15 protein-coding genes are annotated in these 12,827 nt (G+C 74.1%); 6 read left to right on the top strand and 9 right to left on the bottom strand.

Annotated features, from left to right (window positions below):
• Positions 1 to 30 precede the first annotated feature (30 nt).
• Entirely contained in the window at positions 31 to 300 is a 270-nt protein-coding gene (locus tag CLT75_RS03575; RefSeq protein WP_486485050.1) for a hypothetical protein, read from the top strand.
• A gap of 12 nt (positions 301 to 312) precedes the next feature.
• On the opposite strand, the gene CLT75_RS03570 is transcribed toward CLT75_RS03575, so the two are convergent.
• Positions 313 to 783: a cyclic nucleotide-binding domain-containing protein gene (locus CLT75_RS03570; protein WP_013285560.1), complete on the bottom strand. Its 471-nt coding sequence runs from the start codon at positions 781 to 783 to the stop codon at positions 313 to 315.
• A 158-nt stretch (positions 784 to 941) separates the two neighbouring features.
• Here CLT75_RS03570 and CLT75_RS03565 point away from each other — a divergent pair, with 158 nt between their 5' ends.
• Together CLT75_RS03565 and CLT75_RS03560 are read left to right on the top strand one after the other, a co-directional pair.
• A complete protein-coding gene (locus CLT75_RS03565) occupies positions 942 to 1,850 on the top strand; it encodes a universal stress protein (RefSeq protein WP_135239461.1) in 909 nt (302 codons plus the stop codon).
• 70 nt (positions 1,851 to 1,920) lie between these two features.
• Positions 1,921 to 2,805 carry a universal stress protein gene (locus CLT75_RS03560; protein ID WP_135239460.1) on the top strand — a complete coding sequence of 295 codons (885 nt, stop codon included), beginning with the start codon at positions 1,921 to 1,923 and terminating at the stop codon, positions 2,803 to 2,805.
• A gap of 42 nt (positions 2,806 to 2,847) precedes the next feature.
• On the opposite strand, the gene CLT75_RS03555 is transcribed toward CLT75_RS03560, so the two are convergent.
• Together CLT75_RS03555 and CLT75_RS03550 are read right to left on the bottom strand one after the other, a co-directional pair.
• The gene (locus CLT75_RS03555; RefSeq protein WP_135239459.1) at positions 2,848 to 3,474 is read right to left on the bottom strand and encodes a CE1759 family FMN reductase; all 627 of its coding nucleotides are present in this window, start codon (positions 3,472 to 3,474) and stop codon (positions 2,848 to 2,850) included.
• Positions 3,471 to 4,568: an LLM class flavin-dependent oxidoreductase gene (locus tag CLT75_RS03550; RefSeq protein WP_135239458.1), complete on the bottom strand. Its 1,098-nt coding sequence runs from the start codon at positions 4,566 to 4,568 to the stop codon at positions 3,471 to 3,473. The genes CLT75_RS03555 and CLT75_RS03550 overlap by 4 nt, the downstream gene beginning before the upstream one ends.
• Positions 4,569 to 4,706: 138 nt before the next feature.
• On the opposite strand from CLT75_RS03550, the gene CLT75_RS03545 reads away from it, so the two are divergent.
• From CLT75_RS03545 to CLT75_RS03535, 3 genes are all read left to right on the top strand, one after another.
• On the top strand, positions 4,707 to 5,345 hold the full coding sequence (locus CLT75_RS03545) for a DNA-3-methyladenine glycosylase (protein WP_135239457.1): 639 nt from the start codon (positions 4,707 to 4,709) through the stop codon (positions 5,343 to 5,345).
• Positions 5,346 to 5,501: 156 nt separating this feature from the next.
• Positions 5,502 to 5,927, top strand: coding sequence for a hypothetical protein (locus CLT75_RS03540; protein ID WP_013285554.1), 426 nt, complete (start codon positions 5,502 to 5,504; stop codon positions 5,925 to 5,927).
• A gap of 72 nt (positions 5,928 to 5,999) precedes the next feature.
• Positions 6,000 to 6,353, top strand: coding sequence for an MmcQ/YjbR family DNA-binding protein (locus CLT75_RS03535; protein ID WP_135239456.1), 354 nt, complete (start codon positions 6,000 to 6,002; stop codon positions 6,351 to 6,353).
• Positions 6,354 to 6,507: 154 nt separating this feature from the next.
• Here CLT75_RS03535 and argH read toward each other — a convergent pair whose 3' ends face one another.
• Genes argH through argB form a run of 6 tightly spaced genes read right to left on the bottom strand, consistent with a single transcriptional unit; the run spans position 6,508 to position 12,778 of the window.
• Positions 6,508 to 7,971, bottom strand: a complete 1,464-nt coding sequence (gene argH / locus CLT75_RS03530) for an argininosuccinate lyase (protein ID WP_030271078.1) — start codon at positions 7,969 to 7,971, stop codon at positions 6,508 to 6,510.
• Positions 7,972 to 7,985: 14 nt separating this feature from the next.
• Positions 7,986 to 9,191: an argininosuccinate synthase gene (locus CLT75_RS03525; protein WP_135239455.1), complete on the bottom strand. Its 1,206-nt coding sequence runs from the start codon at positions 9,189 to 9,191 to the stop codon at positions 7,986 to 7,988.
• Entirely contained in the window at positions 9,188 to 9,700 is a 513-nt protein-coding gene (locus tag CLT75_RS03520) for an arginine repressor (RefSeq protein ID WP_135239454.1), read from the bottom strand. The genes CLT75_RS03525 and CLT75_RS03520 overlap by 4 nt, the downstream gene beginning before the upstream one ends.
• Positions 9,697 to 10,623 (bottom strand): ornithine carbamoyltransferase, encoded by a 927-nt coding sequence (gene argF, locus CLT75_RS03515; RefSeq protein ID WP_135239453.1) that lies wholly within the window; start codon positions 10,621 to 10,623, stop codon positions 9,697 to 9,699. Before argF ends, CLT75_RS03520 begins: the two co-directional genes overlap by 4 nt.
• Positions 10,620 to 11,894 carry an acetylornithine transaminase gene (locus CLT75_RS03510; protein WP_135239452.1) on the bottom strand — a complete coding sequence of 425 codons (1,275 nt, stop codon included), beginning with the start codon at positions 11,892 to 11,894 and terminating at the stop codon, positions 10,620 to 10,622. The genes argF and CLT75_RS03510 overlap by 4 nt, the downstream gene beginning before the upstream one ends.
• A complete protein-coding gene (argB, locus tag CLT75_RS03505; protein WP_135239451.1) occupies positions 11,891 to 12,778 on the bottom strand; it encodes an acetylglutamate kinase in 888 nt (295 codons plus the stop codon). Before argB ends, CLT75_RS03510 begins: the two co-directional genes overlap by 4 nt.
• Positions 12,779 to 12,827: the final 49 nt, after the last annotated feature.

Genomic DNA, 12,827 nt, shown 5'->3' with positions numbered 1-12,827 from the left:
GGCCCGCCGTCGCGCCACTAGGATCGGGGCATGTCTCGTCTGCGCCCGATCGCCCGTGTCCGCCCGCTGGCCGTGACCGGAGCGCGGGCCGTCGGGGCGCAGGCCACCGGCGCCGGTGCGACAGGCGCGCGGGCGCTGGGTGCGACCGCGATCGGCGCGCTGGCCTTCGGCGCGATCGCGCTCGGCGCCGTGGCGGTGGGCTCACTCGTGGTCGGCCGGCTCGCCGTGCGCCGCGCGGTGATCCGCGAGCTGCGCATCGGCCGGCTCGAGGTGGACGAGCTGGTCGTCCGCGACCGCTGACCGGCCGCCGGTTCAGCTGGCGGCGGCCGTCGGGTAGCCGTACAGGTCGAGCAGCCGGACCCGGGACGCCTGGAGCCGGTCCACCACCACGCTCATGAATCGGGTGGTGAGCTGACGGCCGAGCGTGTCGTCGGACTCCATCAGCCGGCGTACCCCGTCGGCGTCGAGTTCCACAGCGGTACTGCGCTGGGTGGCGACCGCGCCGAACTGCCAGCGGTACGGCGGGAACAGCCAGGACCAGCCGAGCACGCCGCCCGGCCCGATCGTCTCGATGCCCACGTCACCGCGGCCCGGCACCGGGAAGTCCAGCGCCACCTGGCCGCCGCGGACCAGCCAGAACCGGTCGGCCGGCTGGCCGGCGCGGAACAGCCGGTGCCCGGGATGCCAGACCACCGGACGGGCGTAACCGGTGAGCCGGGGCAGCCACTCGTCGGGCAGCCCGGCCAGGAAGGGGTGGACGCGGAGCATCTCCAGCGGGGTCATCGCGCCTCCAGGGTCGACAGGAGGGGAGCACTGGTTCCATTCCACCCCGCCGCCGCCCCGGCCGGTAGGGGCCGATGGTCCCGGACGTGCCGGGCGGATCGACTCTGCCCAGGCCGGGGCCGTCGGCGCAGGCTGAAGGGGAACCGAAGGAGGACGTGATGACCGACAGAACCGGTGCCCCCGTCGTGGTGGGCGTGGACGGCTCCCCGTCCGCGCTGGACGCGGTACGGCTGGCCGCACGCGAGGCGGTGCTGCGGCACCGGCCGCTGCGGGTGGTGAACGCCTTCCTGTGGCCGCTGGTCGGCACGCCGCTGGGCATGGTCGCCCCGGTGCTGCCCGACATCGAGCTGCGCCAGGAGGCCGAGAAGCTGGTCGAGGAGGCGGTGGACGAGGCTCGCAAGGTCGACGCGGAGCTGGCGGTGACCGGCGCGGTCGTCGACGGCGGGCCGGTGGCGGTGCTGCTGCGGGAGAGCCGCGACGCCGCGCTGCTCGTGCTGGGTCACCGGGGACTGGGCGGCTTCGCCGAACTCCTCGTCGGCTCCGCCGCGGTGCAGCTCTCCGCCCGCGCCGACTGCCCGGTGCTCGTGGCCCGGGGTGAGGCCCGCGCCGACGGCCCGGTGGTGGTCGGCGTGGACGGCTCGGCGCTGTCGGACGAGGCGGTCGGCTTCGCGTTCGCCGAGGCCGCGGCGCGCGGCGCCGAACTCGTCGTGGTGCACACCTGGCTCTACCCGCAGCCGGTGACCTACCGGGAGGCGTTCGGCGACGTCGTGCCGCTGGCGTACGACCCGCAGGAGCTGCGCGCCGACGAGCAGCGGGTGCTGGCCGAGGCCGTCGCCGGCTGGGCCGAGCGCTACCCGGAGGTCACGGTACGGCCGAAGCTGGTCGCCGCCGCCACCCCGTCCCGGGTGCTCGTCGAGGAGTCCGTCGGCGCGCAGCTGACGGTGGTCGGCGCGCACGGGCGCGGTAGCCTCGGTGCGCTGCTGCTCGGCTCGGTCAGCCACGCCGTGCTGCACCACTGCCACAGCCCGCTGGCCGTCGTCCGGCACCGGGGCGACCGGACCCACTGAGCCGGTTCCCCGGCCCGGGCGGGGCCGGTACCGCCACAATGGCCTGAGCCGACCGGAGGGAAAGCACCAGATGAACCGACCCGTCGTGGCGGGAGTGGACGGATCGCCGTCCAGCCTGGCCGCCGCCGACCTGGCCGCCGCGACCGCCGTCGCCCGTTCCCGGCCGCTGCTGCTCGTGCACGGCTATCTGCATCCGATGGGCTACGGCGTGCCGCTCAACCCGTACGACCTGGGGGTGCCGGCGCCCACCGCGGAGTCGGAGAAGATGCTGGAGTCGGTCGCCGCCGACCTGGCCGAGCGGCACCCGGGCCTGCGGGTGCAGGTACGCCAGGTCGCCGGCGGCCCCGGCGCCACCATGGTCGAGGAGTCCCGCCGCGCCGAACTGGTCGTGGTGGGCAGCCGGGGCGTGGGCGGCTTCGCCGGCCTGCTGCTCGGCTCGGTCAGCGGGCAGCTCGCGCAGCACGGGCACTGCCCGGTGCTGATCGTCCGCCCGGAGGAGCAGCCGATCCCGGTGGACGGCCCGGTGCTGGTCGGCGTGGACGGCTCCGACTCGGCCGCGTACGCGATCGAGCTGGCGGCGGACGAGGCCGACCGGCGCGACGCGGAGCTGGTGCTGATGCACGTCCGGTCGCCGGAACGCGGCGCGGTGGCGCCGGAGGTCGCGGCGGAGGCGTCCACCGCCGCGCGGGCCGAGGCGGCCGGGCTGCTGGCCGAGGCCGCGGCCCGGGTCCGGGCGGCGCACCCGGACCTGCGGGTGACGGAGCGGGCCGTGACCGCCGCCTCGCCGGAGACCGCGCTCCGGGAGGCCAGCGGCGAGGCGTCGCTCGTGGTGGTCGGTTCCCGGGGCCGGGGCGGCTTCGCCGGGCTGCTGCTCGGCTCGGTCAGCCAGGCGCTGGTGCAGCACTCCCACTGCCCGGTGCTCGTCGCCCACCGGCCCGAGCCGGCCGACGACTGACGCGCCGCGCGGCTGGCCGGGCCGGTCCGGTCCGCCCAGGCGTCAGGACGGGTCGCGGCCGGCGAGCAGGTCGGCGAAGTCGGTGGTGAGCGCGAACGGGTCGGCCGGGCCGGTCGCGGGCGGGCGGCGGTCCACCTGCTCGGCCAGCTCGGCTCCGGCCCGGCGGATCCGGGACCGCAGCGCGCTGTCGCCGTCGTCGCCGGCCCAGTCCTCGGGTGCGGCGAAGACCGCGGTGGGCAGCGTCGCGGCCCGCAGGTACGTGAACATCGGCCGGACCGCGTGCTCCAGCGCCAGCGAGTGCCGGGCGGTGCCGCCGGTCGCCCCGAGCAGCACCGGCTTGCCGGCCAGCGCGTCCCGGTCGACCACGTCGAAGAACGACTTGAACAGCCCGTTGTAGGACGCGTTGAAGATCGGCGTCACCGCGATCAGCCCGTCGGCGGCGGCCACCTCGTCGAGCGTCCGCCGCAGCGCGGCCGGCGCGAAGCCGGTGAGCAGGTGGTTCACCACGTCGTGGGCGTGCTCGCGCAGCTCGATCACGCGCAGTTCCACAGTGGCGCCGCGGCCGGCCAGCTCGTCGCGGGCGGCCGCGGCGAGCTGGTCGGCGAGCAGGCGGGTGGACGACGGCTGGCCGAGACCGGCCGAGACGACCGCGAGGGTACGGCTGGTCATCGCTGCTCCCCGGCCGGGGCGGCGTCGCGGGCGGCGAGCAGGCTCGCGTGGGTGGGCGCCTCGGGCACGTGCGCCGGACGCAGCGAGTCGAACTCCTTGCGCAGCACCGGGACCACCTCCTCGCCCAGCAGGTCGAGCTGCTCCAGCACGGTCTTCAGCGGCAACCCGGCGTGGTCCATCAGGAACAGCTGCCGCTGGTAGTCGCCGACGTACTCGCGGAAGCCCAGCGTGCGGTCGATGACCTGCTGCGGGCTGCCGACGGTCAGCGGCGTCTCCCGGGTGAACTCCTCCAGCGACGGGCCGTGCCCGTAGACCGGGGCGTTGTCGAAGTAGGGGCGGAACTCGCGTACCGCGTCCTGGGAGTTGCGGCGCATGAACACCTGCCCGCCGAGGCCGACGATGGCCTGGTCCGGCGAGCCGTGGCCGTAGTGCGCGTACCGCTCCCGGTAGAGGCCGACCATCCGCTGCGTGTGCTCCTTGGGCCAGAAGATGTGGTTGGCGAAGAAGCCGTCACCGTAGTACGCGGCCTGCTCGGCGATCTCGGGGCTGCGGATCGAGCCGTGCCAGACGAACGGCGGCACGCCGTCGAGCGGGCGCGGGGTCGAGGTGAACGACTGCAACGGTGTCCGGAAGCGGCCCTTCCAGTCGACCACGTCCTCGCGCCACAGCCGGTGCAGCAGGTCGTAGTTCTCGATGGCCAGCGGGATGCCGTTGCGGATGTCCTGCCCGAACCACGGGTAGACCGGGCCGGTGTTGCCGCGGCCCATCATCAGGTCCACCCGGCCGTCGGCCAGGTGCTGGAGCATCGCGTAGTCCTCGGCGATCTTCACCGGGTCGTTCGTGGTGATCAGCGTGGTCGAGGTGGACAGCAGCAGCCGTTCGGTACGCGCGGCGATCCAGCCGAGCATGGTGGTCGGCGACGACGGCACGAACGGCGGGTTGTGGTGCTCGCCGGTGGCGAAGACGTCCAGGCCGACCTCCTCGGCCTTGAGCGCGATGGCGGTCATGGCCTTGATCCGCTCACGCTCGGACGGCAGCCGCCCGTTCGTGGGGTCGACGGTGACGTCACCGACGGTGAAGACTCCGAACTGCATGACCAGCTCCTCGCGTGGGGTCCGGACCGGTCGCCCGGGATCGCTCCTCACAACATATTTGACGAGTCAACTATTCCGGTGGCCGCCCACCCCCTCGTGGCCCGGATCACGCGCCACCCACCGACTACCCTTGCCGCGATGACGTACCCCTGGCTCGACGCACCCGCCGCGCAGGTCGCCGACACCGCGCGGACGCTGCTCGGCTGGACCGTGTCGGCCGGCGGCGTCACCATCAGGCTCACCGAGGTCGAGGCGTACGCGGGCACCGGCGAGGACCCGGCGTCGCACGCCCACCGCGGGCCGACGCCGCGCAACAAGGTCATGTTCGGGCCCGCCGGGCACGTCTACGTGTACTTCGTGTTCGGCATGCACTGGTGCGCGAACATCGTCTGCGGTCGCGACGGCGAGGCGGCGGCGGTGCTGCTGCGCGCGGGCGAGGTGGTCGACGGCGTCGAGATCGCCCGCGAGCGCCGGCCGCGCGCCGCCGACCGGGAGCTGGCCCGCGGGCCGGCCCGGCTGGTCACCGCGCTCGGGCTCGGGCGGGACGCGAACGGCACCTCGGCGATCGACGGCAGCGGCCCGCTGCTGCTGACGCCGCCGGCGAGCCCTGTCGACCCGGCGCGGATCGTCGCCGGGCCGCGCGTCGGGGTCGCCGCCGCGCACGACCTGCCGTGGCGGTTCTGGCTGGCGGACGAGCCGAGCGTGAGCGTCTACCGGCGGCACACCCCGCGCCGCCGGCCCGCCCCCGCCGCCTCGGCGCGGAACTCGCCGGCCTGAATCGGCCCGTTCCGGGCAACCCGGGACACCCCGCGACGCGTCTGTGGTGGCATGACGCGCCGAATGTTCACCACACGTTGAGGTCACGGTGTTTTACACGAAGGGCTTTCAACGGGGTGTTGACAACAGGCCATTCTTGGGTGTGGGATGGACGGCATGGTCACCGTGGACAACGACCCGTTCACCGCTCCGGATGCTGCCCAGGCCCGGGCGCACCGCAACTACGCTGCGCTGCTGCGGATCGCCGAGCGGCACGCCGGCACCAACTCCCGCCGCCGTCGCTACGCCCACCCCGACGTGCCCGACGCGTACGAGGCGGCCACGCTGGTGATGGCGCTCGCCGGAGGCGCCGAGCTGGACGAGGGTGAGGAGCCCGTCGACCAGGCCGACCTGATGGCCGCGCTGACGCTGATCCCGCACGTGCGGGCCGAGGTGGACGCGCTGGAGGCCGGCCTGTTGCAGGTGGCCCGCGGGCGGGGCATGACCTGGCAGGCGATCGCCTTCGGGCTGGGGCTGGGCAGCGCCCAGGCGGCCCGGCAGCGCTACGAGCGGCTCACCGTCCGCACCGGCACCGGCGACTGACCGGCCGCCCGGCGGCGCGGGGTGTCACAGCGGCAGGCGAGACTGTGCCGGACGACGGCACGGGAGGACGCGATGACGCGCGAGGAGATGCTGGCCTACTGCCTGGCCAAGCCGGGAGCCTGGCTCGACCGGCCGTGGGAGGGCGACGAGGTGGTGAAGGTGGGCAGCCGCATCTTCGCGTTCCTCGGCTCCCCCGACGGTGAGGCCCGGCTCGGGGTGAAGTGCGGGGCGTCCCGGGAGGTGGCCGACGAGTGGCTGCACCGGTTCCCGGCCGACGCGCGCCCCTCCCCCTACATCGGCCGGTCCGGCTGGAACACGCTGCGGCTCTCCGGCGGCATCCCGGACGACGAGCTGATCGAGGCGGTCGACGGGTCGTACGACGCGGTCGTGGCCAAGCTCCCGAAACGCGAGCGCCCCACAGCCTGACCCGGGGGACGCGTCCGGCAACTGGAATCCGCGTTCCACAAAGCAGGACCTCTCGCAGATCTTGGAAGATTAGCGCCCCTATGGGGGCCATTTCGTACCAAGATCTCGGCGCTGGCCCGGGGCAGGCGGACGCCTGCCCCGGATCAGCCGCAGGTCAGCGGGGGACGACCCGCTCGGCGGCCCACTCCCGCCAGCCGGTCAGCTTGTCCGCCGCGGCGGCGAGCTGGTCGGCGACCGGACCGGGGCCGGTGGAGCCGGGCGTGATGCGGGCGGCCAGCGCCGAGCGCACCGAGAGCACGTCGCGCACCGACGGGTCCAGGTGCTCGCTGACCGCGGCCAGGTCGGCGTCGGACACCTCGTCCAGCGCGCAGTCGCGGGCGGCGCAGAGCGCCACCAGCTTGCCGGTGATCTCGTGCGCGTCGCGGAACGGCACGTTGCGCCGGACCAGCCAGTCGGCGACCTCGGTGGCCAGCGAGAAGCCCGACGGGGCGCTCGCGACCAGCCGGTCCACCCGGACCGTCATCGTGGAGATCATCCCGGCCAGCGCGGGCAGCAGCAGCTCCAGCGTGTCGACCGCGTCGAACGCCGGCTCCTTGTCCTCCTGCATGTCCCGGTCGTACGTCATGGGCAGGCCCTTGAGCATGGTGAGCACGCTCATCAGGCCGCCGACCAGCCGGCCGGACTTGCCCCGAGCCAGCTCGGCGATGTCCGCGTTCTTCTTCTGCGGCATGATCGACGAGCCGGTGGCGAAGGCGTCGTCCAGCTCGACCCAGCCGAACTCCTGCGACGTCCAGAGCACCACCTCCTCGCCGAGGCGGGACAGGTGCACGCCGATCATGGCGGTGACGAACAGGAACTCGGCCACGAAGTCGCGGTCGGCGACCGCGTCCATCGAGTTGGCGAACGAGGTGCGGAAACCCAGCTCCTTGGCGACCGCCACCGGGTCCAGCGGCAGTCCCGAGCCGGCCAGCGCGCCCGCGCCGAGCGGGCTGATCGCGGTCCGCTCGTCCCAGTCGCGCATCCGTTCCAGGTCGCGCAGCAGCGGCTGCACGTGCGCCAGCAGCCAGTGCCCGAACGTCACCGGCTGGGCGTGCTGCAGATGCGTCATGCCCGGCGCGGCGGTGTCCACGTGCCGCTCCGCCTGCTCGACGAGCGCCTCGGCCAGCTCGACCAGCCGGGCCGCCACGCCGCGGGCGTGGTCGCGCAGGTAGAGCCGCAGGTCGGTGGCGACCTGGTCGTTGCGGGACCGGCCGGCGCGCAGCTTGCCGCCGAGGCTGCCGAGCCGTTCCAGCAGGCCGCGTTCCAGCGCGGTGTGCACGTCCTCGTCGTCCACCGTCGGGCGGAACGCGCCGGAGGCGCAGGCCGCCTCCAGGTCGTCCAGCGCCGCAAGCATCCGGCCCAGTTCGTCCGGGTCGAGCAGGCCGGCGCCGGCGAGGACCCGGGCGTGCGCGCGGGAACCGGCGATGTCGTACGGGGCGAGGCGCCAGTCGAACTGGACGCTCACCGACAGCCGCGCGAGCGCCTCGGCGGGACCGCCCGCGAACCGGCCGCCCCAGAGGCTCGTCCGGTTGGCGGGGGCGCTGTTCTCGGTCAGGCTCTTGTCGTCCACCCCACCCATTGTGGTGCCCCCCATCAGGCCCCTCCCATCCGGGCGTCCCGTTGCGCGGCCATCGTGCTGGGCAGTCCCCACAGTCGTACGAATCCCTTCGCCAGCGACTGGTCGAACGTGTCGCCGGTGTCGTAGGTGGCGAGGCCGAAGTCGTAGAGGCTCGCCTCGGAGCGCCGGCCGGTGACGACCGCCCGGCCGCCGTGCAGGCGCAGCCGTACCTCGCCGCTGACGTGCCGCTGGGCGTCGTCGATGAACGCGTCCAGCGCGCGCTTCAGCGGCGAGAACCAGAGCCCGTCGTAGACCAGCTCACCCCAGCGCTGGTCGACGCCGCGCTTGAACCGGGCGAGATCCCGCTCGACGGTGACCGCCTCCAGCTCCTGGTGGGCGGTGATCAGGGCGAGCGCGCCTGGCGCCTCGTACACCTCGCGGCTCTTGATGCCGACCAGCCGGTCCTCGACCATGTCCAGCCGGCCCACGCCGTGCGCCCCGGCCCGCCGGTTCAGCTCCCGGATCGCCTCGTAGGGCGTGACCGTCTCGCCGTCGATCGCGACCGGGACGCCGCCGTCGAACGTGATCACCAGGTCGTCCGGGTCGCGTTCCGACGCCGGGTCCTCGGTGTACGCGTAGAGGTCCTCGACCGGGGCGTTCCAGATGTCCTCCAGGAAGCCGGTCTCCACGGCCCGGCCCCACAGGTTCTGGTCGATCGAGTACGGGGACTTGGCCGACACGTCGATCGGCAGGCCCTTCTCCTCGGCGTACGCGATCGCCTTGTCCCGGGTCCAGGCGAAGTCCCGGGCCGGCGCGACGACCGTCAGGTCGGGCGCGAGGGCGGCCAGGCCGACCTCGAACCGGACCTGGTCGTTGCCCTTGCCGGTGCAGCCGTGCGACACGATCGTGCCGCCGTGGGCGCGCGCCGCCGCGACCAGATGCTTGACGATCAGCGGCCGGGACAGTGCGGACACCAGCGGGTAGCGGTCCATGTAGAGGGCGTTGGCCCGGATCGCCGGCAGGCAGTAGTCGGCGGCGAACTCGTCGCGGGCGTCGACCACCTCGGACTCGACGGCGCCGCAGTCGAGCGCGCGCTGCCGGATCACTGACATGTCCTCGCCGCCCTGACCGACGTCGACGGCGACCGCGATCACCTCCGCGCCGGTCCGCTCGGCCAGGTACGGGATCGCGACCGAGGTGTCCAGCCCCCCGGAGTACGCGAGCACGACCCGCCCGGTCACGAGGTGCCCCCTTCGACTGTGTCGTCGCGGCGGGCCCACGCGGCGAGCCGCTCACCCAGCGCGGCGCCGCCGTCGGCCTCGCGGGCCACGACGAGGATGGTGTCGTCGCCGGCGATGGTGCCGACGATCTCGGACAGGCCGGCCCGGTCCAGCGCGCTGGCGAGGTACTGGGCGGCGCCCGGCGGGGTGCGCAGCACCGCGATGTTGCCGCTGGAGTCGACGCCGTTGAGCAGCTCACGCAGCAGCCGGACCAGCCGGGCCGGTGCGCCCTCGGCGTCGCGCAGCGGCCGGTGCCCGTCCTCCGGGATCAGGTAGACGCCCCGCCCGTCGCCGCCACGCGCGGTCACCGCTCCCAGTTCCTTCAGGTCGCGCGACAGCGTGGCCTGGGTGACCTGGATGCCGTCCCCGGCGAGCAGGTCGGCCAGCTCGGTCTGCGAGTGGATGGGGGTGTCGCGGATCAGCTCGACGATGCGGGCGTGCCGCGCGGCGCGGGTCAGCGGAGCGGTCATACGGATTCCTCCAGGAGAAACGTCAGCAGCGCCTTCTGGGCGTGCAGCCGATTCTCCGCCTGGTCGAACACCGCGCTGTGCGGGCCGTCGAGCGCCTCGTCGGTGATCTCCTCGCCCCGGTGCGCGGGCAGGCAGTGCAGCACGATCACGTCGGCGTCGGCATGGCCGAGCAGCGCGGCGTTGACCTGGTACGGCAGGAACGGGGTGATCCGGTCCAGCCCGTCGTCCTCCTGCCCCATCGACGTCCAGGTGTCGGTGGCGACGACGTGCGCGCCGCGTACCGCCTCGACCGGATCGGTGAACAGCTGCACCGACCCGCCCGTGGTGGCGGCGATCTTCTCGGCGCGGGCCACGATCTCCGGGTCCGGCTGGAACCCGTCCGGGCCGGCGATCCGCACGTGCATCCCGGCGGTCGTCCCGGCCAGCAGGTACGAGTGGGCCATGTTGTTCGCCGCGTCGCCCACGTACGTCACGATCCGCCCGGCGGTGCCGCCGAAACGCTCCCGCACGGTGAGCAGGTCGGCCAGCAGCTGGCAGGGGTGGTACGTGTCGGTGAGCGCGTTCACGACGGGCACCGTGGCGTGCTCGGCGACCTCGGCGATCCGGTCGTCGCCGTGAGTGCGCAGCACGATCGCGGCGACGTAGCGGGACAGCACCCGGCCCGCGTCGGCCAGCGTCTCGCCCCGGCCGAAGTGGGTGACCTGGGTGTCCACCACGAGCGGGTGCCCGCCCAGCTCGGCGATGCCCACGTCGAACGAGATCCGGGTACGCAGGCTCTGCTTGTCGAACAGCACCGCCACCGACTTCGGCCCGGTCAGGGGCTGGTGCGCGTACCGGTCGGCCTTCATCCGGGCGGCGAGGTCGAGCACGGCGGCCTGCTCGGCGGGCGTGAGGTCGTCGTCGCGCAGGAAGTGGCGGATCATGCGGGAGCCTCCGTCGGGGTCGTGGCGTCGGGCGCGGCGGTGTCGGCGGGAAGGCCGGGCACGGCGGCCGCGGCCGGCGCGGCGGTGCCGGTGGTGGACGGTGCCGGCCCGGCGGCGGACAGCGCGGCCGGCAGCGCGGCGAGGAACGCGTCCGCCTGCGCGGCGGTGAGGATCAGCGGCGGGGCGAGCCGGACCACGTCCGGCTGCACCGGGTTGACCAGGAAACCCGCCTCGCGCAGCGCCGCCGCGGCGGCGGCGGAGACCGGCTGGTCGAGCACGACGCCGAGCAGCAGCCCGGCACCGCGCACCTCGCGGACAAGCGGGTGCCCGAGCGCCTCGACGCCGCGCCGCAGCCGCTCGCCGACGCGCTTGACGTGGTCGAGCAGGCCCTCGTGCGCGATCGTGGAGACCACCGCGAGCGCGGCGGCGCAACTGATCGGGTTGCCGCCGAACGTGGTGCCGTGCGAGCCGGGGGTGAGCAGGTCGGCGGCCCGGCCGAAGGCCAGGCAGGCACCCAGCGGCAGGCCGCCGCCGAGGCCCTTGGCGAGCGTGACGACGTCCGGCTCGACGCCCTCGGCCTGGTGGGCGAACCAGTGGCCGGTGCGGCCGATACCGGTCTGCACCTCGTCCAGCACCAGCAAAGCGCCGTGCGCGGCGGTGATCCGCCGGGCCGCGGCCAGGTAGCCGGGCGGCGGGACGACCACGCCGTTCTCGCCCTGGATCGGCTCGATGATCAGCATGGCGGTGTCGTCGGTGACGGCCTCGGCCAGCGCGTCGGCGTCGCCGAACGGCACGTGCGTCACGTCGCCGGGCAGCGGGCGGAACGGGTCGGCCTTCGCGGGCTGCCCGGTCAGCGCCAGCGCGCCCATGGTCCGGCCGTGGAACCCGCCGTGGGTGGCGACCACGTGCCGGCGGCCGGTGAGCCGGGACAGCTTGAACGCGGCCTCGTTGGCCTCCGCGCCGGAGTTGGCGAAGAACACCCGGCCCGGGCGGCCGGCCAGCGCGAGCAGCAGCTCGGCCAGCGCCACCGGCGGCTCGGCGACGAACAGGTTCGACACGTGCCCGAGCGTCGCGACCTGCTTGCTGACGGCGGCCACCACCGCCGGATGGGCGTGGCCGAGCGCGTTGACGGCGATGCCGCCGAGCAGGTCGACGTACTCCCGGCCGGCCTCGTCGGTCACGACGGCGCCGGAGCCGGACACGAGCGCCAGCGGCGGCGTGCCGTAGTTGTCCATCATGGTGGCGTTCCACCGCTGCACGAGCGTGCTCATGACTCGATCACCATCGTTCCGAAGCCCTCCGACGTGAACACTTCCAGCAGCGTGGAGTGGGCGACCCGGCCGTCGACGACGTGCGCGGCGGGCACTCCCCCGCGCACCGCCCGCAGGCAGGCCTCCATCTTCGGGACCATGCCCGACTCCAGGGACGGCAGCAGCTTCGCCAGGTCGTCCGCGGTGATCTCGCTGACCAGGCTGGACGTGTCCGGCCAATCCGCGTACAGGCCGGGCACGTCGGTCAGCACGACCAGCTTGCGGGCGTCCAGCGCCACCGCGAGCGCGGCGGCGGCGGTGTCCGCGTTGAGGTTGTGCAGCACCCCGTCGGCGTCCGGCGCGACTGTCGAGATGACCGGGATCCGGCCGGCCTCGATCAGGTCGGTCACCGCCGAGACGTTCACCGACTCCACGTCGCCGACCTGGCCCACGTCGACCGCTTCCCCGTCCACGTACGCGGGACGGCGCACCGCCGTGAACAGCCCGGCGTCCTCACCGGAGAGGCCGACCGCGTACGGGCCGTGCGCGTTGATCAGCCCGACCAGTTCCCGGCCGACCTGACCGACCAGGACCATCCGGACCACGTCCATCGCCTCCGGGGTGGTGACCCGCAGGCCGCCCCGGAACTCGCTGGCGATGCCCAGGCGGCCGAGCATGGCGGAGATCTGCGGACCACCGCCGTGCACCACGACCGGCTTCAGGCCCGCGTAGCGCAGGAACACCATGTCGGCGGCGAACGCCCGCTGGAGTTCGGGGTCGACCATGGCGTTGCCGCCGTACTTGACCACGACCGTGGCGCCGGAGAAACGGGCCAGCCAGGGCAGCGCCTCGATCAGCGTGGCGGCCTTGGCCTGGGCCCGGGTGAGGTCAGCACTCAGATTCATGCTGAGCCCGCCTTTCGTTCGCGACTGCGGGACTCCGCTTCGCTGCGTT

The sequence above is a fragment of the Micromonospora sp. CNZ285 genome (genome assembly GCF_004637285.1).
The sequence above is the reverse complement of the archived record's forward strand: the minus strand, read 5'-3'. Positions and strand labels throughout refer to the sequence as shown.